Annotated in this window: 19 protein-coding genes and 1 riboswitch; of the genes, 14 read left to right on the top strand and 5 right to left on the bottom strand. The window is 69.2% G+C overall.

The window, feature by feature from the left end; genetic code table 11:
- Positions 1 to 15: 15 nt before the first annotated feature.
- Both VD964_RS19170 and VD964_RS19165 read right to left on the bottom strand, forming a co-directional pair.
- Positions 16 to 234, bottom strand: a complete 219-nt coding sequence (locus tag VD964_RS19170; protein WP_324870114.1) for a hypothetical protein — start codon at positions 232 to 234, stop codon at positions 16 to 18.
- 165 nt (positions 235 to 399) lie between these two features.
- Complete coding sequence (locus VD964_RS19165; protein WP_414637211.1) at positions 400 to 1,398, bottom strand: LysR family transcriptional regulator; 999 nt, start codon at positions 1,396 to 1,398, stop codon at positions 400 to 402.
- 153 nt (positions 1,399 to 1,551) lie between these two features.
- Between VD964_RS19165 and VD964_RS19160 the strand changes: the two genes are divergently transcribed.
- From VD964_RS19160 to VD964_RS19100, 13 genes are all read left to right on the top strand, one after another.
- Positions 1,552 to 2,982: an MmgE/PrpD family protein gene (locus VD964_RS19160; protein WP_324870112.1), complete on the top strand. Its 1,431-nt coding sequence runs from the start codon at positions 1,552 to 1,554 to the stop codon at positions 2,980 to 2,982.
- Positions 2,983 to 3,250: 268 nt separating this feature from the next.
- A complete protein-coding gene (locus VD964_RS19155) occupies positions 3,251 to 4,753 on the top strand; it encodes an ABC transporter substrate-binding protein (RefSeq protein WP_324870111.1) in 1,503 nt (500 codons plus the stop codon).
- 64 nt (positions 4,754 to 4,817) lie between these two features.
- Positions 4,818 to 5,774 carry an ABC transporter permease gene (locus tag VD964_RS19150; protein WP_324870110.1) on the top strand — a complete coding sequence of 319 codons (957 nt, stop codon included), beginning with the start codon at positions 4,818 to 4,820 and terminating at the stop codon, positions 5,772 to 5,774.
- A 1-nt stretch (position 5,775) separates the two neighbouring features.
- Positions 5,776 to 6,639, top strand: coding sequence for an ABC transporter permease (locus VD964_RS19145; RefSeq protein ID WP_324870109.1), 864 nt, complete (start codon positions 5,776 to 5,778; stop codon positions 6,637 to 6,639).
- Position 6,640: 1 nt separating this feature from the next.
- Positions 6,641 to 8,770, top strand: coding sequence for an ABC transporter ATP-binding protein (locus VD964_RS19140; RefSeq protein ID WP_324870108.1), 2,130 nt, complete (start codon positions 6,641 to 6,643; stop codon positions 8,768 to 8,770).
- A gap of 114 nt (positions 8,771 to 8,884) precedes the next feature.
- The gene (locus tag VD964_RS19135; protein WP_111069517.1) at positions 8,885 to 9,307 is read left to right on the top strand and encodes a RidA family protein; all 423 of its coding nucleotides are present in this window, start codon (positions 8,885 to 8,887) and stop codon (positions 9,305 to 9,307) included.
- Between the two features lie 54 nt (positions 9,308 to 9,361).
- Positions 9,362 to 10,321 carry an agmatinase gene (locus VD964_RS19130; protein ID WP_324870107.1) on the top strand — a complete coding sequence of 320 codons (960 nt, stop codon included), beginning with the start codon at positions 9,362 to 9,364 and terminating at the stop codon, positions 10,319 to 10,321.
- Positions 10,322 to 10,357: 36 nt separating this feature from the next.
- Entirely contained in the window at positions 10,358 to 11,755 is a 1,398-nt protein-coding gene (locus VD964_RS19125; RefSeq protein ID WP_324870106.1) for a formimidoylglutamate deiminase, read from the top strand.
- A gap of 29 nt (positions 11,756 to 11,784) precedes the next feature.
- The gene (gene argE / locus VD964_RS19120) at positions 11,785 to 12,933 is read left to right on the top strand and encodes an acetylornithine deacetylase (protein WP_324870105.1); all 1,149 of its coding nucleotides are present in this window, start codon (positions 11,785 to 11,787) and stop codon (positions 12,931 to 12,933) included.
- Positions 12,934 to 13,274: 341 nt separating this feature from the next.
- Positions 13,275 to 13,493, top strand: a riboswitch (cobalamin riboswitch).
- 123 nt (positions 13,494 to 13,616) lie between these two features.
- Entirely contained in the window at positions 13,617 to 14,456 is an 840-nt protein-coding gene (locus tag VD964_RS19115) for an ABC transporter ATP-binding protein (protein ID WP_324870104.1), read from the top strand.
- Positions 14,453 to 15,439 (top strand): ABC transporter substrate-binding protein, encoded by a 987-nt coding sequence (locus VD964_RS19110; protein WP_324870103.1) that lies wholly within the window; start codon positions 14,453 to 14,455, stop codon positions 15,437 to 15,439. Before VD964_RS19115 ends, VD964_RS19110 begins: the two co-directional genes overlap by 4 nt.
- Positions 15,436 to 16,464, top strand: coding sequence for an iron ABC transporter permease (locus VD964_RS19105; RefSeq protein WP_324870102.1), 1,029 nt, complete (start codon positions 15,436 to 15,438; stop codon positions 16,462 to 16,464). The genes VD964_RS19110 and VD964_RS19105 overlap by 4 nt, the downstream gene beginning before the upstream one ends.
- A gap of 104 nt (positions 16,465 to 16,568) precedes the next feature.
- Positions 16,569 to 18,719, top strand: a complete 2,151-nt coding sequence (locus tag VD964_RS19100; protein WP_324870101.1) for a TonB-dependent siderophore receptor — start codon at positions 16,569 to 16,571, stop codon at positions 18,717 to 18,719.
- Between the two features lie 65 nt (positions 18,720 to 18,784).
- Here the strand turns inward: VD964_RS19100 and VD964_RS19095 are convergent, their stop codons facing one another.
- The gene (locus VD964_RS19095) at positions 18,785 to 19,438 is read right to left on the bottom strand and encodes a response regulator transcription factor (protein WP_324870100.1); all 654 of its coding nucleotides are present in this window, start codon (positions 19,436 to 19,438) and stop codon (positions 18,785 to 18,787) included.
- 5 nt (positions 19,439 to 19,443) lie between these two features.
- Positions 19,444 to 21,117, bottom strand: coding sequence for a sensor histidine kinase (locus VD964_RS19090; protein WP_324870099.1), 1,674 nt, complete (start codon positions 21,115 to 21,117; stop codon positions 19,444 to 19,446).
- Between the two features lie 217 nt (positions 21,118 to 21,334).
- Here VD964_RS19090 and VD964_RS19085 point away from each other — a divergent pair, with 217 nt between their 5' ends.
- Complete coding sequence (locus VD964_RS19085; RefSeq protein WP_324870098.1) at positions 21,335 to 22,597, top strand: FAD-containing oxidoreductase; 1,263 nt, start codon at positions 21,335 to 21,337, stop codon at positions 22,595 to 22,597.
- Between the two features lie 164 nt (positions 22,598 to 22,761).
- Here the strand turns inward: VD964_RS19085 and VD964_RS19080 are convergent, their stop codons facing one another.
- Entirely contained in the window at positions 22,762 to 23,718 is a 957-nt protein-coding gene (locus VD964_RS19080; protein WP_324870097.1) for an AraC family transcriptional regulator, read from the bottom strand.
- Positions 23,719 to 23,925: the final 207 nt, after the last annotated feature.

The raw sequence follows: 23,925 nt of genomic DNA, 5'->3' as shown, positions 1-23,925 counted from the left end.
GATGTCCCTCCGCTTTCAAAGATCCCCGCCGTTGCGGCGCCGTGATGCACGGGTCGCAGCCGCTCGCGGCATGGCGCCGAACGACAGAAGCATCAGCAGGATCAGCGCGACTCCGATGGAATAGGGCGCCCAGGCCCCGAGCCGCTCGTCGGTGATCCAGTCCAGCGCCAGCAGGACGCCGATGGCGGCGATCACGGAGATGGCAAGGCCGGTGGCCCAGCGGGGATAGGTCATGGTGGCCTCCGCGGTTCGGATGGCTCGATCCGGTCACCTCGCGCCACCGAAGAGCGGCGCCCGTTTCGATCGTTCGTTTCCTTGATTACGCGCGGGCGCCCGGAATAATCCGCCGAAGCCGCCGAAAGTCTTGCGCGTCGGGAGCGGCAGCCGGAATCGGGACCGCTACCGGCCGATCATCGGTTTGAGCCAGGGCGAATTGGCGAAGACCTCGGTGAAATAGCCCTGCCGGATCACCGCCCGCCCGGCCTTGTGGATGCCTTCGGGCAACCCGCCCAACTCGCCCTTCCGGGTCACCAGATGGATGGACCGGCGGAATCCCGAGGTGGGCAGCGGCAGCACGCGGATATGGCCGAGGTGCTGGCGGCTCTTCACCAGCGCGGTGGGCGGAAGCAGGCTCCACCCCATCTCCTCCGCCACCATGGCCATCACCGTATCCGTGGCGTCGAAGGCGAAGCTGCGCGGCACCTCCATGCCCAGCCGCCGCAGATGCTGGTCCACCAGCCGGCCCAGCGCGCTGTCCGTCGTGCTGCGGATCAGCGGCAGAGCCCGCGACAATGTCCGCAGTGCGGCCTCGTCGGCGACGTCGGGCCAATTGCGCGGCAGCAGCAGCACGAAGGGTTCGACCAGCAGGCGCAGGCTGTCGACCTGGTCCATGTCGTCGAAACTGTCGATGGTGAACAGCACGTCCAGCCGGCGGGCGAGAAACTGTTCGCGCAATTGCCCGCAAAGGCCGGATGCGATGCTGAAGGACGGCACGCTGTCACGCAGCCGTTGCAGCAGCCGCGGGATGAAGGGGGCCGCCAGCGTATCGATGCAGCCGATGCGCAGCTCCGGCATGAAGGACGCGTCGGCCCCGCCGATGGCTGCCGGCAACTGCCGCGCATCGGTCAGGATGCGGTTGCTCCAATGCCAAAGCCGCTGGCCGGCGGCGGTCAGGGCCATCGGCCGGATGCTGCGGTCGAGCAGTTGGCTGGCGAAGGCGGTTTCCAGTTGACGCACGACATGCGAAACGGCCGACTGGGTCAGCCCAAGCCTGCGGGCGGCGCCCGTCATGCTTCCCAATTCGGCCACGGCGACGAATACCTCGAGGGATCCAAGGTCGAAGTCTCGGTGATGCATGGGGCTTCGATCAGGCTCCCGGTGGCCGGCGGGTTCGGACAGCGATCTGCATACTATCTTATGTATAGGGCTCGTGAACAGAGCCGCCATGAACGGCATTCATGCCGATCATGAAATAAATTTCTTCAGCTGACCGGTGTGCGGGCTTCCGCGGCAGCCTCGCAGGGATATCGATCCCCTGCCGGAGTTCCATCCATGACGACGTCCCCTGACGCGCCTGCCCGTCCCATCCCGGCGGCCCGTCGCATCGGCGATTGGGTGGCGGGCCTGCGGCGGGCCGACATCCCGGCGCCGGCAGCCGCCGTCGCGCTGTGCTGCATCGTCGATACGCTGGGCGTGGCGCTGGCCGGCGCGGGTACGGAGGCTGCGATGCTGGCCGCCGATGTTGCGCGCGACACCTACGCTCCTGGTCCGGCACCGCTTCTGGCGGGCGGACGCCTGTGCATGGAAGGGGCAGCGTTCGCCAATGCCGCTGCCGCCCATGCCCTGGATTTCGACGACAACAGCTACGCCGGCTTCGTCCATGGTTCCGCCATCCTGGTGCCGACGGCGCTGGCGGCAACCGGGATGGCCGGCGGCACGGGGAGCGACCTGCTCACCGCCGTGGTGGCCGGGGCCGAGGCGCAATATGCCCTGGCGGAGGCGGTCGGCAATGGCGTCTACCATGCCGGCTGGTGGACCACCGCCCTGTTCGGCACGGTCGGCGCTGCGGCGGCGACAGCCAAGGCGCTGGGACTGGACGGAATTTCGGCCGCAGATGCCGTCGCTTTCGCGCTCTGCGGCACCGGTGGCCTGCGCGCCTGTTTCGGCACCGGGGCCAAGCCGCTGCTGGCCGCACAGGCGGCGGCGAACGGGGTGCGTGCCGCCCGCCTTGCCGCGCGCGGCCTCACCGTCCCGCATGGCGTCGTGGAGGATCCGCGCGGCTTCGCCCGGCTGGTGGCGGAGGACCGGTTCGATCCGACCGCACTGGAGTCGCTCGGAAGGCGCTGGCGTCTTCTCGATCCCGGCATCGACACCAAGCTCTACCCGGTCTGCCTGTCCTCCCATGCCGCCATGGATGCGCTGCGCGACCTGATGGCGGAGCGACAGCTGAGCGCCGCCGACATCGCGTCCGTCCACTGCCGCGTTCCGCCGGTGGTGGCCGCCAACCTGACCTATGACCGCCCGGCGACGGCGGGAGAGGCTCGCTTCAGCCTGCATTTCGCCGTTGCCTGCGTGATGCGGCACGGCACCCTGACACTGGAGCATCTGAGCCGGACCATGCTGACGGATCCGGCGCTGGGTGCGGCGATGGGGCGTGTCTCCATGGCGGCCGATCCGGACTGGAACGCCGACGCCGACCGTGCGCGGCTTGCGCCGGAAGGCGCGGAGGTGATCGTCGAAACGGTGGCGGGGGAGCGGATCACCCGCTTCTGCCCGTCGGCGCGCGGCACGGTGGCCCGCCCCCTGTCGGCAGCGGAGCATGCCGCCAAGTTCAATAGCTGCGCTGCCCATGCGATCGGGGCGGAGGGAGCGGAGCTCCTCCATTTGAAATTGCAAAGCCTGGAGTTGGAAGCGGACCTCTCGAGCCTGCTTCAACTCTGCACCATGCCGGGGATTCATGATCCCGATGAAAAACGATCATGATCCGCTGCGGGCGCGTCGGTGACCGCCTGTTTTCCGATCAAGCTGCGATGTCGAACAATCGCCAAAAAACTTAGGATTTTCAGCAACTTTCCGGCGCGTGCGCTGCACAAAAACCATGCGCATGCTTCGCCTGCGCAACATTTGGGCAGAATTTTGCCTGATCGGCCGTCCTTCCGCCGCCCTTTCCTCCTGCCGCAGCCTTGTGACACCGTTTGGATCGAGCGGAAACCAAGGTCCACCGCAAGGACCGGAAAACAGAGGGGCTTTCATGATGATGCGACGTTTGGTGGCACGGGCCGTGCTCTCGGCGATCCTCCTGTCCGGAACGGCGATGTCGGTCCAGGCCGCGGGCACGCTCAAGGTCTCGGTGGACTCCAACCTGAACACGCTCGATCCTGCCAAGATGAAGGGCGGGCAGGAGTATGTCGCCGCCTACCTGATCTTCAACGGCCTGACCATCATCGGCCATGACATGACGGTGAAACCCGATCTGGCCGAACGCTGGGAACACAGCGACGATCTGAAGACCTGGACCTTCCATCTCCGCAAGGGCGTGAAGTTCCACAACGGCCGCGACCTGGAGGCCGAGGACGTCGTCGCCACCATCGCCCGCATCCAGGACAAGGCGACCGGTTCCACCGCCCGCGTCAATTTCGAGATCGTGGAGGCGATGAAGGCGCTGGACCCGGCGACCGTCCAGTTCCAGCTGAAGAGCCCCTATGCAGGCTTCGCCGAACTGTTCGGCGAGCGGCAGGCGCGCATCGTTCCGCGCGACGCCGTCGACACGCTGGCCACCAAGCCGGTCGGCACCGGCCCGTTCGAGTTCGTGTCCTTCGCCCCCGGCGACCGCGTCGTCCTGAAGCGCAACGCCAACTACTTCGAACCGGGGCTGCCGAAGTTGGACGAGGTGGTGGTGCGAATCCTGCCGGAATCGGCGGCCCAGGTGGCGGCGCTGACCACCGGCGAACTGGATCTGGTGTGGAACCTGCCGCTGGAGGCCATCGAGAAGGTCAAGGCCGACACGAAGCTGAAGGTCGATTCCGTCCCGACATCCACCTGGGACGGCGTCATCATGAACAACACGGTGAAGCCCTTCGACGATCCGCGCGTGCGCAAGGCGGTGGCGATGGCGATGGACAAGCAGGCCATCACCCAGATCGCGCTGTTCGGCAACGGCACGCCGACCCATTCGCCGATCCCGCCCAGCCATCCCTTCTTCAACAAGGACCTGAAGATCGCCAAGGGCGATCCGGCGGGCGCGAAGAAGCTGCTGGCGGAAGCGGGATATCCCAACGGGTTCGAGGTCACGTTGCACACGCCCGCCGGCCGCGCCACCCGCGAACGGCTCGGCCTCGCCGTGCGCGAGCTGCTGAAGCCGGCCGGCATCACCGTCAATGTGCAGCGCGTGCCCTTCGACGTCTTCCTGAAGGACATCGAGGGCAAGGCCGGCTTCTACATCGACGGCTTCTTCAGCCGCCCGACCGTCGATACGTCCGTCTACCCCTGGTACCATTCGCGCGGGTCGTGGAACACCGCGCTGTGGAGCTATTCCAACCCGAAGATGGACACGCTGCTGGACGGCGCCCGCCAGGCCAAGAGCGAGGATGAGGCCAAGTCGCTCTACACCCAGGTCCAGGCGCTGGCGGTGGAGGATTCGCCGGGCGTCATTCCCTACGTCATCAACCACATCAACGGTTTGAACGCCAAGGTCAAGGGGTTCCAGTCGCATCCGATGATGTTCCTCGACCTGCGCAACGTGTCGGTCGATTGAGGCCGAACCGGGGACCGGCCGCGCCCGCCGCCGGTCCCCTCCTCCTTCCGACGGGGATGCCGCCATGTTCGCCTACATCCTGACCCGGCTCGCCTCCCTGGCGCTGATCCTGGTGGTCATGTCGGTCCTGATCTTCCTGGTGACCCAGGCGATGCCGGGCGACGTCGCTTCGATGATCGCCGGCCAGTTCGCCTCCAAGGAGGTCGTGGACGCCATCGCGGTCAAGCTGGGCCTCGACCAGCCGCTGATCGTCCAGTATGGCCGCTGGGCCGCCGGCATCCTGCAGGGCGACCTCGGCCGCTCGCTGGTGCTGGAACAGCCGATCGGTCCCATCCTGATGGAGGCGCTGGCCCGGTCGCTGGTGCTGGCCGTCGTGGCGCTGGTGGTGGTGGCGGTGGTCGGCATCGCGCTCGGCGTGCTGGCGGCGGTGCGGCGCGGCAAGCTGACCGACCAGATGGTCTCCGGAATCTCCTATCTCGGCATCGCGGTTCCCGACTTCTTCTGGGCCATCGTGCTGGTCCTGATCTTCGGCAGCTACCTGAAGCTGCTGCCCACCGGCGGCTATACCCCGATCTCCGAGGGTTTCCTGCCCTGGGCCGCCCATCTGGTGCTGCCGGTCGTCACGCTGGTGCTGATGCTGCTCGCCCGCATCGCCCGGTTGACCCGCTCCAGCATGATCGACGTTCTCCAGACCAACTACGTGAAGTTCGCCCGCGCCAAGGGCATGCCGGAATCGGTGGTGATCCTGCGCCACGCGCTGAAGAACGCGCTTTTGCCGACGATCACGGTGCTGGCCATCGATTTCGGCCTGATCCTGGGCGGTGTGGTGGTGATCGAGACGATCTTCTCCTATCCAGGCATGGGACGGCTGCTGCTGTTCGCGATCCAGCGCCACGACCTGCCGCTGATCCAGGCGACCATCCTGATCGTGTCCGCCGCCTACTGTCTCGCCAACCTGACCGCCGACCTGCTCTACGCCTTCGTGAACCCGAAGATCCGCCACGGCATGAGGGCCTCCTGACATGACCGACGCGACTTCCATCCGACCGGCCCCGCGGCGCCTGCGCATGTCCGCGCTGCCCGGCTCGCTGATCGTCGGCATCGTCCTGCTGGCCCCGCTGGTGGTGGCGGCCGTCGCCGGTTCCTGGCTCGCGCCCTACCCCTACGACGAAATGAACATCATGAGCCGGCTGCAGCCGCCGGGGTCCGATTTCTGGTTCGGCACCGACGAGTTCGGCCGCGACGTGTTCAGCCGCACTCTGGTCGGCACCGGCAGCTCGCTGGTGATGGGCGTCGCCGCCACGGCGCTGAGCCTGCTGGCCGGCGTGCCGCTGGGGCTGGTTGCCGGCTACAAGGGCGGGCGCGTCGGCGAGGCGATCATGCGCGCCATGGACGTGCTGATGTCCTTCCCGCCGATCCTGCTGGGCATTCTGGTGCTGGCCGTCACCCCGCCGGCTCAATGGAAGGCCATCGCCGCCATCGGCATCGTCTATGTGCCGCAGGTGGTGCGCCTGACCCGCGCCATCACGCTGGAACTGATGCAGGAGGAGTTCATCACCGCCGCCCACCTGCGCGGAGAGAGCGCCACCTACATCCTGTTCAAGGAAATCCTGCCGAACATCTGGCCGCCGCTGGCGGTGGAAGCCAGCCTGCGCGTGGTCTTCGCCATCCTGCTCGGCGCCTCGCTCAGCTTCATCGGCATGGGGGCGCAGCCGCCCTCCTCCGACTGGGGCCTGATGATCAGCGAGGCGCGGCCCTTCGTGGAACAGGCGCCGTGGATCGCGCTGTGCCCCGGTTTCGCCCTGGCCATCGCGGTGATCGGCATCAACCTGCTGGGCGACGGGCTGCGTGCCCTGCTCGACCCCCGCAACACGGGAGCGCACTGAGATGATGACCGCTCCGCAAGCGCGACCGGCCGTGCCGCCGGTGATCGCCCCGGCGATGACGCCCGAAGCGGCGCCGTTGCTGGACATCCGCGGCCTGACCATCAGCTACGGCAATGCCCGCGGCACGCTGCGCGCGGCCAGCGACGTCAGCTTCGCCATCCGCCCCGGCGAGGTGATGGGGCTGGTCGGCGAATCCGGATCGGGAAAGAGCACGATCGCCATGGCGATCCTCGATCTGCTGGGCGGCGGGGGACGGGTGGACTCCGGCGAGATCCTGTTCGATGGCGTCGATCTCCGCCGGCTGCCGGCCGCCGAGCGCCGGGCGCTGCGCGGGGACAGGATTGCCGCCGTCTTCCAGGATCCCTTCACCTCCCTGAACCCGGCGCTGACCGTCGGCCGCCAGATCGCCGAGCCGCTGATCCAGCACAAGGGCTTCTCATCCCGGCAGGCCGCGGTCCGGGTGGAGGAGCTTCTGGCCGAGGTCGGCATCCGCGATCCCCGCCGGGTCGCCGCCTCCTATCCGCACGAGCTGTCGGGCGGCATGCAGCAGCGGGCGCTGATCGCCACCGCGCTCGGCTGCGAACCGAAGCTGCTGATCCTCGACGAGCCGACCACCGCGCTGGACGTGACGGTGGAGGCCCGCATCATCGACCTGCTGGCGAAGCTGTGCGACAGCCACCGGCTGAGCGCGCTGTTCGTTTCCCACAATCTGGGCATCGTCAACCGGATCTGCGAAACCGTCACCGTGCTCTATGGCGGGGTGGTGGTGGAAACGGGGCGGACCGGCCGCGTGCTGTCCCGTCCGGCCCACCCCTATGCGAAGGGACTGGTCGCCGCCCTACCGCGCATCACCGCGGACCGGCGCCACCGCCTGCCCTCCATCCCCGGAACGGTCGCCAAGCTGAGCGGCGCCGTCACCGCCTGCGTCTTCGCCCCCCGCTGCCCCTTCGCCGAGGAGACCTGCCGCAGCCTGCCGCAGACGATGCGGATGGACGAGGCCGGGGACGGCGTGCGCTGCTGGAAGGCCGATGCGCTGGCCGGCACGCCCTGGCCGGACGAGGATGCCGGCGCCGCCCGCCCGCCCAGGGCGCTGCCGCAGCAGTCCGGCCCGCTGGTCGAGGTGGACCATCTGCGCAAGGTCTACGGCGCGAACCGCTCCATCCTGCCCTGGCTGCGCCGCGCCGGCACCGTGGCGGTGGAGGATGTGTCCTTCACCATCGGCCGCGGCGAGGTCGTGGGTGTGGTCGGCGAAAGCGGCAGCGGCAAGAGCACCATCGGCCGTGCCCTGCTGGCGCTGACCGAACCCAGCGCCGGCACCGTGCTGTTCGACGGCGCCGACCTGACGGAGCGGGTCAGGCGCGGCGACCAGGAGCTGCGCCGCCGTGCCCAGTTGGTCTTCCAGAACTCCGCCGCCTCGCTGAACCCGCGCAAGACCGTGGGGGCGGCGATGGACCGGCCGCTGGTGCTGGCCGGCAAAGGCGACGCGGAGGAGCGGGGCCGGACCATCGCCGGCCTGCTGACCCGCGTCGGGCTGCCGGCCGCCTATGCCGACCGCTATCCGCATGAGCTGAGCGGCGGCGAGCGCCAGCGCGTGAACATCGCCCGCGCGCTCGCCACCAGCCCGGACTTCGTGGTCTGCGACGAGGCGGTGTCGGCGCTCGACGTCTCGGTGCAGGCCAACATCCTGAACCTGCTGGCCGAGCTGCGTGACGAGATGGGGCTGTCCTATCTCTTCATCAGCCACGACATCGCCGTGGTGTCGCACATCGCCGACCGTGTCCTGGTCGTCTATGGCGGCACCATCTGCGAGGAGGGCCCGATCGCCAGCGTGCTCCGCCCGCCCTACCATCCCTATACCGAGGCGCTGCTGTCCGCCGTGCCGCGGCTGGCGGAGGACGGGCAGGAGACGCCGCGGATCCTTCTGGAGGATGCCGCCGCCGCACCCGGCGGCCGGGGCTGCGCCTTCGCCGCCCGCTGCCCGCGCAAGCTGGGGGCGATCTGCGACGAACGGGCCCCGCCCGTCCATGAGACGGCCGACGGCCACCGCATCGCCTGCCACATCCCGCTGGCGACGCTGGCCGAACGGGCGTCGGTCTTTCCGGAACTCATCGGGGGCGACGCCCGGCACTGACCTGACGCCCTGCCGCCCAGCCATATCCGTCAGCGACGCTCCCGCGGGGGGCGCCGGACGCCTTCTTCTTGCCCTTTAGAACCGATCCCGCATACCGGAACCAGGGAACCCGCCATGACCGTCCACACCCGCATCCGTCAGTTCAACACCAAGAAGACCTATCCCGAACAGGCGCTGGACAACGACCTGTGCCAGACCGTCGTCGCGCGCGGCACCATGGTCTTCGTCCGCGGCCAGATCGGCCAGAACCTCGACACCAGCGAAAGTGTCGCCGTCGGCGATGCCGCTGGCCAGACCGAGCAGGCGATGGCCAACATCAAGATGCTGCTGGAAGAGGCCGGCTCGTCGCTGGAGCACATCTGCAAGATCACCGTCTACATCACCGACCCGCGTTATCGCGAGCCGGTCTACCGCACCATCGGCAAATGGCTGAAGGGGGTCTATCCGGTGTCGACCGGCATCGTGGTCAGCGCGCTCGCCCGCCCGGAATGGGTGGTGGAGGTCGACGCAACCGCCGTGATCCCCGACGCCGCCTGAGGCGCGGCGCGCCCTTCGCCCATCCGTCATGAACCGACAAGAAGAACCGCCACCATGAGCACCAGCCTGACCAACCCGCCGCGCCGCGAGCTGCAGAGCTTCCTCGATTTCCCGATCTGCACCGACATCGACCAGCTCGACGGCCATATCGGCATCCTCGGCATTCCCTACGGCGATCCCTATTCGATCGACGAGGTGACCAACGACCAGACCAACGCTCCGACCTGGGTGCGCCGCTACACCGAGCGCGCGCTGCGCAAGCTGGAGCGCTGGGATTTCGACATCGGCGGTCCGCTGCTGGGCGGCAAGGACATCAAGGTGGTGGATTGCGGCGACGTGAAGGCCGATCCCCGCAACCTCGACCTGCATTACCGCAACGCCGAGGCGGTGGTGCGCCGGATGCTGGCCAAGGGCATGCTGCCCATCGTCATCGGCGGCGACCACGGCATCCCGATCCCGGTCCTGCGCGCCTATGACGACCAGGGGCCGATCACGCTGGTCCACATCGACGCCCATCTGGACTGGCGCGACGACGTGAATGGCGCCCGCAACGGTTATTCCAGCCCGATCCGACGCGCCGCGGAAATGGACCACATCGGCCAGATCTTCCAGATCGGCCTGCGTTCGGCCGGCAGCGCCCGGCCGGAAGAGGTCGAGGCCGCGCTGTCCTATGGCGCGGTGCTGGTCCCCGACGTGGAATTGCAGGATGTCGGGATGAAGGCCGTTCTCGACCGCATCCCCGACGGCGGCCGCTATTACCTGACCATCGACGCCGACGGCATGGACCCGACCATCATGCCGGCGGTCAACGGCCCCGCTCCCGGCGGCGTCACCTATCCGCAGATCCGCACGCTCATCCACGGGCTGGTGGCCAAGGGCCGCGTCGTCGGCATGGACATCGTGGAGATCACGCCGAAGAAGGACCTGAACGGCATCACCGCCATCACCGCAGGGCGCATCATCTGCAACCTGATCGGAAAGACCATCCAGGCCGGCTATTTCGACGCCAAGTGATGGCGACAAGGTGATTGCGATGAGGAGGATCGGACGATGACTGCCGCGCGCCGGCTCGACCGGCTGTACTGCGACCGGGCGCTGCTGGCCGACGGTTGGGCATCGGGGGTGCTGCTGGGTTTCGACGCCCAAGGGCTGATCACAGGGCTGGAGGCGGGGCTCGACGCCCCGCCGGTCGGGGTCGAGCGGGCCGCCGGCCCCGTCATCCCCGGCATGCCCAACCTGCACAGCCATGCCTTCCAGCGGGCGATGGCCGGGCTGACCGAGCGGGCCGGGCCGGCGGAGGACAGCTTCTGGACCTGGCGGGAGGTGATGTACGGCTTCGTCGGCCGCATCGATCCCGACAGCCTCCAGGCGGTGGCGGCGATGGCCTATGCCGAGATGCTGGAGCGGGGCTATACCTCGGTGGCGGAGTTCCATTACCTCCACCACGATGCCGATGGCCGGCCCTATGCCGATTTGGCCGAGACCTCGAAACGCATCCTTGCCGCGGCGGACGCCACCGGGATCGGTCTGACCCACCTGCCGGTGCTCTACGCCCAGGGCGGCTTCGGCGGACAGCCGGCGGGCGAGGGGCAGCGCCGCTTCCTGAACGATTCCGACAGGCTGCTGGCCATCGTCGAGGCCTGCCGCGCCGCACCTGGCGGCCACCGCACCGGCCTCGCCCTGCATTCCCTGCGCGCGGTGTCGCCCGACGCCATGGCGGCGGCGCTGGACGGCCTGTCGGCGCTCGACCCGACGGCGCCGGTCCACATCCATGTCGCCGAACAGACGGCGGAGGTGGATGCCTGCCTTGCCTGGTCAGGCCGGCGGCCGGTGCAATGGCTGCTCGACCGCGGCTGGCTGGGGCCCTCCTGGTGCCTCGTCCATGCGACCCACGTCACGCCGGACGAGGTTGCGGGGATCGCCGCGTCGGGCGCCGTCGCCGGCCTCTGCCCGACGACGGAGGCCGATCTGGGCGACGGGCTGTTCCCGGCCCGTGATTTCCTGACCCAAGGTGGACGGTTCGGCATCGGATCCGACAGTCAGGTCATCATCGACGCCGCGGAGGAATTGCGGCTGCTGGAGTTCGGGCAACGGCTGGCCGCGAGGCGGCGCAACCTGCTGGCACCGGCGGCCGGCGCCTCGACCGGAGCGGCACTTTACCGGGCGGCCGTCGCCGGGGGCGCGCAGGCGCTCGGCCTGCCGGGGCCGGCCGGCGGTCTCGACACGGGCCAGCGCGCCGATCTTATCGTGCTGAACCCCGACGATCCGCGGCTGTACGGCCGAACCGACGACATGCTGCTGGACTCCTACGTCTTCGCCGGCGCCCGCGACGCGGTGCGCGACGTGGTGGCGGGCGGACGGCTGGTGGTGCGGGACGGCCGGCATGTCGATGCCGACGCGATCCGCGACGGCTGGCGTCGCGCCGTCGACCGGTTGAACGCCGCCTGAAAAGCGCATCGAAGAAGCGGAGGTGATCCATGACGGCGACCATCGACATTCTGGAACGGCTGGTTGCCTTCCGCACCGTCAGCCGCGACAGCAACCTGGACCTGATCCGTTGGGTGCAGGAGCGGCTGGAGGCCGCCGGCGCAACCACATGGCTGGTGCCGAGCGAGGATGGGCGCAAGGCCAACCTGTTCGCGACGCTCGGTCCCGCCGATCGCCCCGGCGTCATGCTGTCTGGGCACAGCGACGTGGTGCCGGTCGAAGGGCAAGCCTGGACCGGCGATCCCTTCCGGCTGATCCGCCGGGACGGCAAGCTGTTCGGCCGGGGCACCGCCGACATGAAGGGCTTCATCGCCGCAAGCCTCGCCCTGTTCGACCGCGCCGCCGGACGGACCCTGTCCCAGCCCCTGCATCTGGCCCTGTCCTATGACGAGGAGGTCGGCTGTCTCGGCGTCCGCCGCCTGATCGAGATGATGGCGGCCCTGCCTGTCCGTCCGCGCTTCTGCATCGTCGGCGAACCGACCGGCATGCAGGTGGTCACCGCCCACAAGGGCAAGACGGCTCTCAGCGCCGACTGCCACGGCGTCGAATGCCATTCGAGCCTTGCGCCGCAGGGTTTGAACGCGATCCACATGGCGAGCGACCTGCTGACGGGATTGCGCCGCATCCAGGACCGGCTGCGCGTCGAAGGCACGCATGACGACGCCTACGACGTGCCCTGGACCACGATCCATGCCGGGGTCATCCAGGGCGGCGAAGCGCTGAACATCGTGCCGAACCGCTGCCGTCTCGACTTCGAAATCCGCCATCTGCCGCAGGATCCGGTGGAACCGCTCCTGGACGCCATCCGGGAGGAGGCCGACGGCATCGTCCGGCGCCTACGTGCCGACTTCCCCACCGCCGGACTGTCGATTGGCGAGTTGTCCAGCTATCCGGCGCTCGACACCGACGGCAACGCGGAGGTTGTGGCGTTCGTCAAGACGCTGACCGGCGGCAACAGCACCGGCAAGATTTCCTTCGGAACGGAAGGCGGATTGTTCCAGCGCCGCCTGTCCATGCCCACCGTGGTGTGCGGCCCCGGCAGCATCGGCGAAGCCCACAAGCCCGACGAGTTCATCACCGAGGAACAACTGGCCGCCTGCGACCGCATGCTGGAGGCCCTGCTCGTCAATCTGGCGTGACGGCGGAGGCAAACAGAGTTTTTGCTTACCACGGCAGGGTCCCGCCCCTGCCGATCTTCTCCTTGCGGGATGCGCGCCGACCGGATATGTTATGTTATAACGTTACATTTTAGCATGTAACGTGATCGAGCAACGACCGGACCTGTATGACGATGACCCATTTGCGGATCGATTTGCGGACGCCCTCCCCGCCCCCCGTCGCTTCCGACGCGCGAGACGACGCCCCATGACCGGCCCGACGTAAACAGGGCCGACATCGGCGCCCAAGTCAGGGTCATGTCGCAAAGAAATTTCCCGCGACCATTTCGTTTCGAACCTTGACCTCTGCAGCAGGGTCGCTCATGAATGGCCCTGGTACTGGTTCTTCCGGCGGCCGCCGCCGGAAGCTAAGAGGGAATCCGGTGAGCCGCATCGTGCGGCAAGACCGGAGCTGTCCCCGCAACTGTGAGCGGTGAGCCGTTCCGTCATTTCCTGCCACTGGCGCCCGTCGGCGCTGGGAAGGCCGGACGGACCGGTGATGACCCGCAAGCCAGGAGACCTGCCAGCGCCAAAACGAAACGTCCTCGGGCGGGGTGTCCCGGTGGAACGCTTGCCACCGCACGTCCGGACTCCGCGCCGGATTGCCCGCGTGTTCCGCAATGCGTCCGCCTCGACCCTCCCGCCCGCAACGGCAGGATGCACGGATGACGCCAGCGCTTTCCCCCACACGGGCACCGCACCCCCGCCGGATCCACGCCGTCTCGGTGGACGGGCTGAGCTGCGAACTGGCCGGCCGCAAGGTCCTGTCGGACATCGGATTTTCCGTTCCGCACGGGGCTATCCTCGGCATTCTCGGACCGAACGGCTCCGGCAAGACCACGCTGCTGCGCTGCCTTGCCGGCCTGCAGGCGCCCTCCGCCGGGCAGGTACGCATCGACGGCGCCGATCCGCGCGCCCTGCGCCCGGCAGAGCTTGCCCGCCGGCTGGCGCTCCAGGCACAGGACTCCGCCGCCGCACTCGGCTTTACCGTGCGCGACGTGGTCGGCATGGGCCGGCTGGTCCACCGCCGCTCGGTCTTCTCGGCAAGCGGGGTGGAGGATCGCGCCATCGTCGAGGATGCGCTGGCCCGGCTGGAGTTGGAGGCGTTGGCCGAGCGGCCGGTCGAACAGCTTTCGGGCGGCGAGCGGCAGCGGGTGATGATCGCCCGCGCCCTGGCGCAACGCCCGCGCATCCTGCTGCTGGACGAGCCGACCAACCATCTGGACATCCAGCACCGCTTCGCCGTCCTCGATCTGGTGCGTTCGCTGGGCATCACCGTCGTGATGACGCTGCACGACATCGAACTGGCGGCGCGCTGGTGCGACCGCCTGCTGTTGCTGAAGGACGGCCGCCTGCAGGCAGACGCTGCGCCGGAAGAGGCGCTGACGGCGGAGCGGCTCACCGCCGTCTACCGGGTCGCCGCCGCGGTGGACCGCCGCCCATGCGACGGCCGGCTGCGCATCGACCTGTCACCGCTGGCGCCGAACCGACTGGACCTCGCATGATCCCGGCCCCGTTCCGCCCCATTGTCCGCAGCGCCCTGCTCGCCGCCGGGCTTGCACTGCCTTTCGCTCCCACCCAGGCGCAGAGCCATCCGGTCGAGGTCGCCAATTGCTTCGAAACCGCCCGGTTCGACGCACCTCCCAAGCGGCCGATGGTCCATGACGTCAACATGACGCAGACCATGCTGGATCTCGGGCTGGCCGACCGGCTGGTCGCGGTGTCCGGCATCGCCGGGGCCGAACGCCACCTGATTGCACCGCCCGGCGCGGTCGCCGCCCTGCCCCAGCTGCCCGACCGCGCCCCGACGTTGGAAGCGGTGCTGGCCGCCGACCCCGATTTCCTGTTCGCCGGCTGGAGCTATGGCTTCAACGAGGCTCGCGGCCTCACCCCGGCCCGCCTCGCGGAGATGGGCGTCGCCACCTACACGCTGCGGGAAAGCTGCATCCGCATCGGCCCGCGCGAGCCGATCGGCATGGAGACGCTCTACGCCGACCTGCTGGCGCTGGGCCGGATCTTCGGCATCGCCGACCAGGCGGAGGCCATGGTCGCCGACTTCCGCCGCCGCGTCGCCGCGGTCACCCGGCTGACCGGCACCACCGCACAGCGGCCGCGGGTGATGTATTGCGACGATTGCCACACCGACGCCGCCCCGCTGTCGGTCGGCCGCGAAGGCATGACCAGCCTGCTGATGGATCTGGCCGGCGGCCGCAACATCTTCGACGACATCGCCGACAGCTATGTCCGGGTCAGCTGGGAGGAGATGGTGCGGCGCGACCCGCAATGGATCATCGTCAGCGACCACCGCATCCCGGCCGAGGCTGCCATCCGCTACCTGCTGTCCGCCCCGCAGCTGGCCGATGTGGAGGCTGTGCGCAAACGGCAGTTCATCGTCCTGACCTATGCCGAACAGACCCCGTCGACCCGCAATGTCGATGCTTTGGAGCGGATGGCGCGGACGCTGCACCCGGAGCTGTTCACGCCATGAACCGCCCCCGCACGCTGCGCCTGTGCCTCGTGCTGTCCGCCGCCCTGATCCTGTCACTGGTCGCCGCGGTCGGCTTCGGCGCCGCCCGCATCCCCGTCGGCACGGTCTGGTCGGTCGTCTCGCACGAGCTTTGGCCGGCGGCCTTCCCGGCGCAAGGCTTCGGCCGGGCGGAGCGCAACATCGTCTGGGAATTGCGGCTGCCGCGCGTTCTGCTGGGCGCGCTGGCCGGCGCCGGGCTGGCGGCGGTGGGTGCGGTGCTGCAGGTGGTGACGCGCAACCCGCTGGCCGACCCCTACCTGTTCGGCGTGTCGGCCGGCGCGTCCGTCGGGGCGGTGAGCGTCATCCTGTTCGCCGGCGTGGTCGCCGGCGCGCTGAGCCTGCCGGCCGCCGCCTTCCTCGGCGCGCTCGCCGCCATGCTGGCGGTCTTCGCCGCCGCGCGCGGACGCGACGGCAGCGTGACCGGCGAGCGGCTGGTGCTGACCGGCGTCGCGGTTGCCTTCGTCCTGCACGCCGTCACCAACACGCTGATCGTCGCGGCGGCGGACCGCAGCGCCGATGCCGCGCTGTTCTGGATGATGGGCGGCTTCGGCACCGCGCGCTGGAGCGTCCTGCCCGCTCCTGCCCTGCTGACGCTGTGCGGGCTCGGCTGGCTGTGGCTGCGGGCCGAGACGGTCAACACGCTGGCGCTCGGCGACGATGCGGCCCGCTCGCTCGGCACCGATCCGCAGCGGCTGCGGCTGGAACTGTTCGTCGTCACCGCGCTGATGACCGGCGCGCTGGTGTCGGCCTGCGGCGGCATCGGCTTCGTCGGGCTGGTGCTGCCCCACATCGCGCGCCTGCTGGTGGGCGGCCATCTGCGGACGCTGCTGCCGGTGGCGGCGCTCGGCGGAGCCCTGCTCCTGCTGTGGGTGGATGTCGCCGCACGGACGCTGTTCGCCCCGCGCGAGATCCCCGTCGGCGTGGCCACGGCCCTGGTCGGTGGCGCCTTCTTCCTGTGGCTGATGCGCCGCCGCCCAGACCCGTAACGTCCGGAGCGACCTTTCAGCAAGTCCCGAACCTTCTGCCGCGAAATCCCTCTTCGCGGAACGCCTTTTCTCGCCCTCTTCAAAGCCATTCCGGAGGACCATCGATGCCGCCTGCCCGTTCCCGCCGCCGCCCCGCTCCCCTGGCGACGCTGTTCCTGGTCGCGGCCACCGTCACGCCAACGGCCACGAGTGCCGAGGAGAGCGACGCGCCGCTCACGCTGTCCCCTGTCACGGTCACCGGCCGTTCGACGGACGCGGCCCCCGCCGGTTTGATGCTCGACCGGCCGAACAGCGGCGGCAGCCGGCTCGACCTCACCCCGCTGGAAACCCCGGCCAGCATCGAGGTGATCTCCGGCCGGACCATCCGCGAGCGCGGCCAGACCAGCGTGACGGAGGCCATCACCCAGAACGCCACCGGCTTCACCACTCTGGCGGCACCCGGCAATGGCGGCTCCGCGCTGGCGACGCGCGGCTTCGCCGGACATGGCTCGGTGATGCAGCTTTATGACGGGACGCGACTCTATGTCGGGTCGGGAACCGTCACCTTCCCCTTCGACACATGGTCGACGGAGCGGATCGAGGTGCTGCGCGGCCCCGCCTCCGTCCTCTATGGCGAGGGCGCCATCGGCGGCGTCGTCAATGTGGTGCCCAAGCGGCCGACGACGGAGTTCCGCAACGAGGCGATGGTCGCCATCGGCACCGACGGCACCCGGCGCGCCGCCGCCGGCAGCGGCGGTCCGCTCGGCGAAAAGCTGTCCTACCGGCTGGACGTCGGCGGCAGCCGGTCCGACGGCTGGGTCGACCGCGGCGACAACAAGTCCCTCGCCGTCTCCGGCGCGGTGAAGCTGCAGGCGACGCCGGACCTCGCCGTCACCCTGTCCAACGATTACGGCGACCAGCAGCCGCAGGAGTATTTCGGGACGCCGCTGATCGCCGGCCGGCTCGACCGCGCGCTGCGGCACCGCAACTTCAACGTCGCCGACAGCGAGATCCGCTATCGCGACAACTGGACTCAGCTGAAGGCCGAGTGGGCGGTGTCCGACGCGCTGACCCTGCGCAACACAGCCTATCACCTGACCAGCCACCGCCATTGGAAGGATGTGGAAAGCTATGCCTGGAACGCCGCCAACGGGCAGGTGGTGCGCAACAGCTACATCGAGATTTACCACGACCAGCGGCAGGTCGGTAACCGCTTCGACGCGACGTGGCGCAGCAGCTTCTTCGGCATGAGGAACGAGTTGGTCGGCGGCTTCGACCTGAACCGGATCGAGTTCAAGCACGCCAACAACTCGCCCTATGGCGGCTCCAGCACGGTCGATCCGTTCGACCCGGCGCCCGGCCTGTTCCTCAACAGCGCCGGCACCACTCCGCGCAACCGGTCGCGCACCCGCCAATACTCCCTGTTCGCCGAGGACCGGCTGTCGGTGACGCCGCGGCTGTCGCTGGTCGGCGGCATCCGCCATGACGCGCCGACGGTGGAGCGCTGGGATTTGGTGACGGGAAGCAGCTACACCAAGGACTTCCGCGCCACCAGTTGGCGGACCGGCGCGGTGTACGAGGTGATGCCCGGTCTGGCCGTCTATGGCCAGTACGCCACCGCGGTCGATCCAGTCGGGAATCTGATTTCGCTGTCGCCGACGCAGAAGGACTTCGACCTGTCCACCGGCCGGCAGGTCGAGATCGGCGTCAAGCAGTCCTTCCTGGAGGGGCGCGGCGAATGGACGCTGGCCGCCTATCGCATCGTCAAGGACAAGCTGCTCACCACCGATCCCAACCGGCCCGGCGTGACGATGCAGGTCGGCCGGCAATCGTCGCGGGGGCTGGAGGCATCCCTGTCGCTCGGCCTGTGGGAGGGCGTGCGGGTGGACGTCAACGGTGCGCTGCTGCGGGCCAAATATGATGACTTCACCCAGTCCGTCTCGGGCCGCGCGGTGTCCTATGCCGGCAACGTGCCGACCGGCGTGCCGGAACGCACCGCCAATGTCTGGGCCAGCTGGACCTTCCTGCCGGGCTGGGAGGCGCGGGCCGGCCTGCAACATGTCGGCAAGACCTATGCCGACGCCGCCAACACCAGCGTGCGGCCGGCCTACACCGTCGTCAATGCCGGACTGGACTATCGGCCGACCGGCAACACCAAGCTGAGCCTGCGCGCCTTCAACCTGTTCGACGAGGTCTATGCCGTGGCCGGCGGCACGAACAGTTGGGTGCTCGGCCGCCCGCGCTCGGCCGAACTGGCCTTTTCGATGACCTTCTGACCTCCGGCGCGCCGCCCGGTCCCGCCGACGGCCGGAGTGGGCGGAACGCCAACCGGTGCCGGCCGTCACTCCTCCGGGATCAGCATTTCCGCCTTGCGGACGAGGTCGGCGACAGAGCGGACCTGCATCTTCCGCATCACCTTGCCGCGGTGGAGCTTCACCGTCACCTCGCTGATGCCGAGATCGCCGGCGATCTGCTTGTTCAGCCGGCCCTGGACCACCGCGGCCATCACCTCGCGCTCCCGCGGGGTCAGGGTCGCGGCCTGCGCCTCGACCGTCATGGCGGCGGTCCGCTCGCGCCGCCGGGACCGGTCGCGGGCGATGGCGGCCTCCACCGCGTCCAGCATGTCCTGGTCGCGGAAGGGCTTGATCAGGAAATCCATCGCCCCGGCCTTCATCGCCCGCACCGACATCGGCACGTCGGCGAAGCCGGTCATGAAGACGATGGGCAGCGCGATGCCCAGGCTTTCCAGCTTCGTCTGGAACTCCAGCCCGCCCAGGCCGGGAAGCCGTACGTCGAGGATCAGGCAACCCGGCCGGTCGGGAACCGCCGCCGCCAGCAATTCGGCCGTGCTGCCGAAGGCTCGGCTTTCGATGCCGACGGACCGCAGAAGATCGACCACCGCCTCCCGCATGCCGCCGTCGTCGTCCACGACGAGAACCAGCGGATCGTCCTTGGCCGATGACGGGGCCTGTTGCACGGCGGGGGTCGGCGGCATGGCGGTCAGTCCTCTCGTGCCGGGGCCAGCGGCGCGCCCGGCGATAGGGTGGCCGGCGATGGGGTGGCCGGCAAATGGGTGGATGGCTCGGGCGACGCCGCGGGAATGGTGAATTCGAACACAGCGCCGCCCTCCGCATGGTTGTGGACGCTCAGCGTGCCGCCACAGGATTCGACCGTGGAGCGGCAGATCGACAGCCCCATGCCCATGCCGTCCGGCCGGGTGGTGAAGAAGGGATCGAACAGGCGGGCGCGGCTGCCCTCGTCGATGCCCGGACCGTGGTCGCGCACGGAGACCCTGACCTGCGCCATGCCCTGGATTTCCTCCGGACTGTCGACAGTTACGGTCAGGTCGCGCCGGGGGCTGCCGGCTTCCGCCATGGCGTGCAGGCCGTTGGTGACGAGGTTGATCAGCACCTGCTGCAGCCCCACGCGGCTCCCCCGCACCGGCGGAACGTCGGCGGCGAAGTCGGTGGACAGCACCGCGGCGGCGGCCGACAACTCGCGCTCCAGCAGCAGCGCCACCTCCTCCACCAGCCGGCGCAGGTCGATGGTCTCGTCGCAGCGGGCATCCTTGACCAGCATGCCGCGGGTCCGCTGCACGATCTCGGCGGCTCGCTTGCCATCGCGGATCATGCGGTCCACCGCCTTGGCGGCGGTCTCGATGTCGGGCGGGTCGCGGCGCAGCCAGCGCAGGCAGGCCTGTGCGTTCAGCACGATGGCGCCCAGCGGCTGGTTCAGCTCGTGGGCGATGGAGGCGGACAGGGCGCCCAGCGTGGCGGCGCGCGCGGCGCGGGCGAGTTCGGCCTGGGCGGCCAGCAGCGCCTCCTGCGTGCGTTCGCGCTGGGTGATGTCGACGATGCCGACCACGACCTGATCGAAGCCGATCCCGTCGTCCGGGAAGCTGATGCCGAGCAGCACGGTCAGAACGCGCCCGTCGGCGGCGATCAGCTGCGCCCGCCCTTCGAACCGGTCGCACCCGTCCCAAAGCGCCAGAAGCACCTGCGGCATCGCCGGGTCGTCTTCGGGAAGGAAACGCTCCAGCGGCCCCAGCACGTCCGCCCGGTCGGCCGCACCCAGCAGTTCGAGGGTGGCGTCGTTGACGTTGGTGGTGACGACCAGCGCGCCCATCTCCCGCGCCCAGCCGGGATTGGCCTGCGCGTGGGCGGCAAGGTCCGTCACGCCATCGGCCCGCAGGGCGTCGAGCGCTGCCGTGACGGCGGTGAAGTCCTGCTCCCACAGGGAAACGCGCGCCTGCTCGAACATGCTGCGGTAACGCTTCTCGCTGCGCGCCAGCGCCCCGTTGGCCCGCACCAGCAGCGCCCGGGACTCATGGTCGCGCACCAGCAGCGCCCCGGTGATCAGGATCGCCGCCAGCGACACGCCGCAGCGCAGCACCGCCGACAGGTCCATGTCGTGCCAGTGCGAAAGCAGGAAGGACAGCACCGCCAGCAGCCCGCAGCCGGCCGCCACCCGCAGGATTCCCCGCCGGGACAGCGTGGTTGCCGCCAGGAGGAGGACCAGGACATAGAGGACGGCGATGGCGCTCTCGATATCGGTGAAGGTGTCGATGACGAACACCGCGAGCGCCAGCGGAATCGCCAGGATGTCGAGCCGGCGCTCGGTCGGCCGCCCGGCCATGTACGAACCGCCCGGCACTGCCCCTCCGCTCGCTCCCATGCGTCCGCCTCCAGCCCCCGCGCCGTGCCGTTCCGTTTCTGTCAGCCTAGAGACGGGCGGCGCCCGCTTCTTGAAGGATCTGACGATGAGTTGACGGATCTGAACGGGCCGCCGCCACTCATACCTTGGTTTGCTTGGAGGACGCCCGGCACCGGCGCTACCATCCTCCCCCACGCCACGATCCCCCGACGAACACATCCGGCCGCAGGAGCCCGCCATGGTCGACGCCATCATCATCGGAGCCGGCCAGGCCGGACCGCCGCTTGCCCAGCGCCTCACCGCCGCCGGCATGACCGTGGTGGTGGTGGAGCGCAAGCTGTTCGGCGGCACCTGCGTCAACACCGGCTGCACCCCGACGAAGACGCTGATCGCCAGTGCCCGCGTGGCGCAGATGGCCCGGCGCGCCGCCGAATACGGCGTGATGCTGGACGGCCCGGTGCGCATCGACATGGCAAAGGTGAAGACGCGCAAGGACGCCGTCTCCGGCCGGTCGCGCCAGAATGTCGAACGCTGGCTGCGCGGCATGCCCGGCTGCCGGGTTCTGCAGGGCCATGCCCGTTTCGAGTCCGCCAACAGCGTGCGCGTCGGCGACGAGCTGCTGACGGCGGAGCGCATCTTCCTCAATGTCGGCGCCCGCGCCGCGGTGCCGGACATGCCGGGCGTGCGCGACGTGGAAATCCTCACCAGCGGCACGATCCTCGACCTCGACCATGTGCCGCGGCATCTGGTGGTGGTCGGCGGCAGCTACATCGGCCTGGAATTCGCGCAGATGTACCGCCGCTTCGGCGCCGAGGTGACCGTGGTGGAGAAGGGGGAGCGGCTGATTTCGCGCGAGGATCCCGACGTATCCGACGCGGTCCGGGACCTGCTGGAGAAGGAAGGCGTGACGGTCCGCCTGTCGGCCGACTGCATCCGCTTCGCCCCCCATGCGGACGGCGTGGAGGTCGGGGTGAACTGTGCGTCCGGCAATCCGTCGGTGGTGGGAAGCCATGTGCTGCTGGCGGTCGGGCGCACGCCCAACACCGACGATCTCGGCCTCGGCCGCGCCGGCGTGGCGACGGATTCGCGCGGCTACGTCACGGTGGACGACAGGCTGCGCACCAATGTGCCGGGCATCTGGGCGATGGGCGACTGCAACGGGCGCGGCGCCTTCACCCACACCGCCTACAACGACTTCGAGATCGTCGCGGCCAATTTGCTGGATGACGATCCGCGCAGCGTCGACGACCGCATCCAGGCCTACGCGCTCTATACCGACCCGCCGCTCGCCCGCGTCGGCATGACCGACGAGGCGGTCCGCCGTTCCGGCCGGCGCGCGCTGGTCGGCCAGCGGCCGATGACCCGCGTCGGTCGTGCGGTCGAAAAGGGCGAAGCGCAGGGCTTCATGCGGATCACCGTCGATGCCGACAGCAAGGAGATCCTGGGCGCCGCCATCCTCGGCCCCGGCGGCGACGAGGCGATCCACGGCGTGCTGGACTGATGTACGCCAAGGCGCCCTACCCGACCCTGCAGCGCGCCGTCCACATCCACCCAACCGTCGCCGAACTGCTGCCGACCCTGCTGGGCGAACTGAAACCGCTGGACTGACCGCGCAGAAGCGCGCGGCGTTCGCACCTCAACGAACTGCCCTGGCCGCGTTCTCCCTCAAGCATTCGACGCCCCCGCCATCAGGCAGAGTGCGGGGGCTTTCGGCATCGCGTCGACTGCCGTATTGCGCTGCCGCCAGGCACGGGGGGAAACGCCGACCAAGCGGCTGAAGGTGCGGGTGAAATGGCTCTGGTCGGCGAAGCCGCAGGCCAGCGCCACGTCGGCCAGCGTCTGGGACCCGTCGCGCATCAGCGTCTTGGCATGGTCGATCCGCCGCTGCAACAGCCACTGGTAGGGGGTGGTGTTGGCAGTGCGCCGGAAGGCGCGGACGAAATGGCCGACCGACAGCCGGCATTCGGCGGCGAGATCGGCCAGGCGGATTTCCCCGTCCAGATTGGCGGCGATCATCTCCTTCACCCGCTTTTCTTGCCAGGGCGCCAGCGTGCCGCCGCTCCTGACCTCGTTCGTCCGGCCATAGGCGGTGACCAGATGGGTCGCCAGCGCCGAGCAGAGATGGTCGTGGAACAGCAGGCTGATCCGCTCCGGGAAGGCCAGCGCCGGCAGCATGGCGGATGCCAGCGCCGTGACCGTCGGATCCTTCACCGGCCGGCTGGGCTCGATCGCCAGATCCTCCAGCCGGCTGCCGCGCACATCCGGACAGACGCTTTCCAGCAGCGAACGGGGAAGATGGAAGGTCAGCGTGTCGAAGGCCGAATGCATATGGCAGTCGATGGTGCGGCGGTAATCGTGGATGGTGGTCAGCCCCGCGATGTTGGCGGGCTTTTCCACCAGCACGCCGTCGACCCAGACGTCGGACTGGAAGTTCGACAGGTGATGGCTCACCAGGAACGCATCCTCGGGCTCGGGACTGCTGAAGCGGCCGATGCCGCCGTTCTGGCAACGGACCCGTGCGACCCCCACCGTTCCGCGGGGCGACCGAAGGACCAGCACGTCGGGCTTTTCCGGGATCGGGACGTAGCGCAGGTGGAGATTGCTCTGAAAGGCCGTGGCCATGGGTGTCTCCGTGGGCTTGCGTGCAGGCTGCCGCTTCCGTCATCCGGAAGACCGGCGGGCGAGCCATGTCGGAACGGCCGGCTTGGCCCCCGACTTGCCTGCACACAGGGTAGGCGCGGCCACATGCCGCACACCACTAGACACAGATAAACCGCGGCAGTGTTTAGGTAGAACGCCCCTAGACTTTGGTTTAGGTTCTCACCTGTC

The sequence above is a fragment of the Azospirillum sp. genome, assembly GCF_035628975.1.
GTDB lineage: Bacteria > Pseudomonadota > Alphaproteobacteria > Azospirillales > Azospirillaceae > Azospirillum.
This window is presented reverse-complemented; position numbering and strand designations above follow the sequence as displayed.

Excerpts from the sequence above, each read along its gene's own strand:
- VD964_RS19090 (WP_324870099.1), bottom strand. The coding sequence starts at position 21,117 with ATGGGAGCGAGCGGAGGGGCAGTGCCGGGCGGTTCGTACATGGCCGGG.
- VD964_RS19145 (WP_324870109.1), top strand. The coding sequence starts at position 5,776 with ATGACCGACGCGACTTCCATCCGACCGGCCCCGCGGCGCCTGCGCATG.
- VD964_RS19095 (WP_324870100.1), bottom strand. The coding sequence starts at position 19,438 with ATGCCGCCGACCCCCGCCGTGCAACAGGCCCCGTCATCGGCCAAGGAC.
- VD964_RS19160 (WP_324870112.1), top strand. The coding sequence starts at position 1,552 with ATGACGACGTCCCCTGACGCGCCTGCCCGTCCCATCCCGGCGGCCCGT.
- VD964_RS19135 (WP_111069517.1), top strand. The coding sequence starts at position 8,885 with ATGACCGTCCACACCCGCATCCGTCAGTTCAACACCAAGAAGACCTAT.
- VD964_RS19140 (WP_324870108.1), top strand. The coding sequence starts at position 6,641 with ATGATGACCGCTCCGCAAGCGCGACCGGCCGTGCCGCCGGTGATCGCC.
- VD964_RS19085 (WP_324870098.1), top strand. The coding sequence starts at position 21,335 with ATGGTCGACGCCATCATCATCGGAGCCGGCCAGGCCGGACCGCCGCTT.
- VD964_RS19125 (WP_324870106.1), top strand. The coding sequence starts at position 10,358 with ATGACTGCCGCGCGCCGGCTCGACCGGCTGTACTGCGACCGGGCGCTG.
- VD964_RS19110 (WP_324870103.1), top strand. The coding sequence starts at position 14,453 with ATGATCCCGGCCCCGTTCCGCCCCATTGTCCGCAGCGCCCTGCTCGCC.
- VD964_RS19155 (WP_324870111.1), top strand. The coding sequence starts at position 3,251 with ATGATGATGCGACGTTTGGTGGCACGGGCCGTGCTCTCGGCGATCCTC.
- VD964_RS19105 (WP_324870102.1), top strand. The coding sequence starts at position 15,436 with ATGAACCGCCCCCGCACGCTGCGCCTGTGCCTCGTGCTGTCCGCCGCC.
- VD964_RS19150 (WP_324870110.1), top strand. The coding sequence starts at position 4,818 with ATGTTCGCCTACATCCTGACCCGGCTCGCCTCCCTGGCGCTGATCCTG.
- argE (WP_324870105.1), top strand. The coding sequence starts at position 11,785 with ATGACGGCGACCATCGACATTCTGGAACGGCTGGTTGCCTTCCGCACC.
- VD964_RS19080 (WP_324870097.1), bottom strand. The coding sequence starts at position 23,718 with ATGGCCACGGCCTTTCAGAGCAATCTCCACCTGCGCTACGTCCCGATC.
- VD964_RS19115 (WP_324870104.1), top strand. The coding sequence starts at position 13,617 with ATGACGCCAGCGCTTTCCCCCACACGGGCACCGCACCCCCGCCGGATC.
- VD964_RS19170 (WP_324870114.1), bottom strand. The coding sequence starts at position 234 with ATGACCTATCCCCGCTGGGCCACCGGCCTTGCCATCTCCGTGATCGCC.
- VD964_RS19100 (WP_324870101.1), top strand. The coding sequence starts at position 16,569 with ATGCCGCCTGCCCGTTCCCGCCGCCGCCCCGCTCCCCTGGCGACGCTG.
- VD964_RS19130 (WP_324870107.1), top strand. The coding sequence starts at position 9,362 with ATGAGCACCAGCCTGACCAACCCGCCGCGCCGCGAGCTGCAGAGCTTC.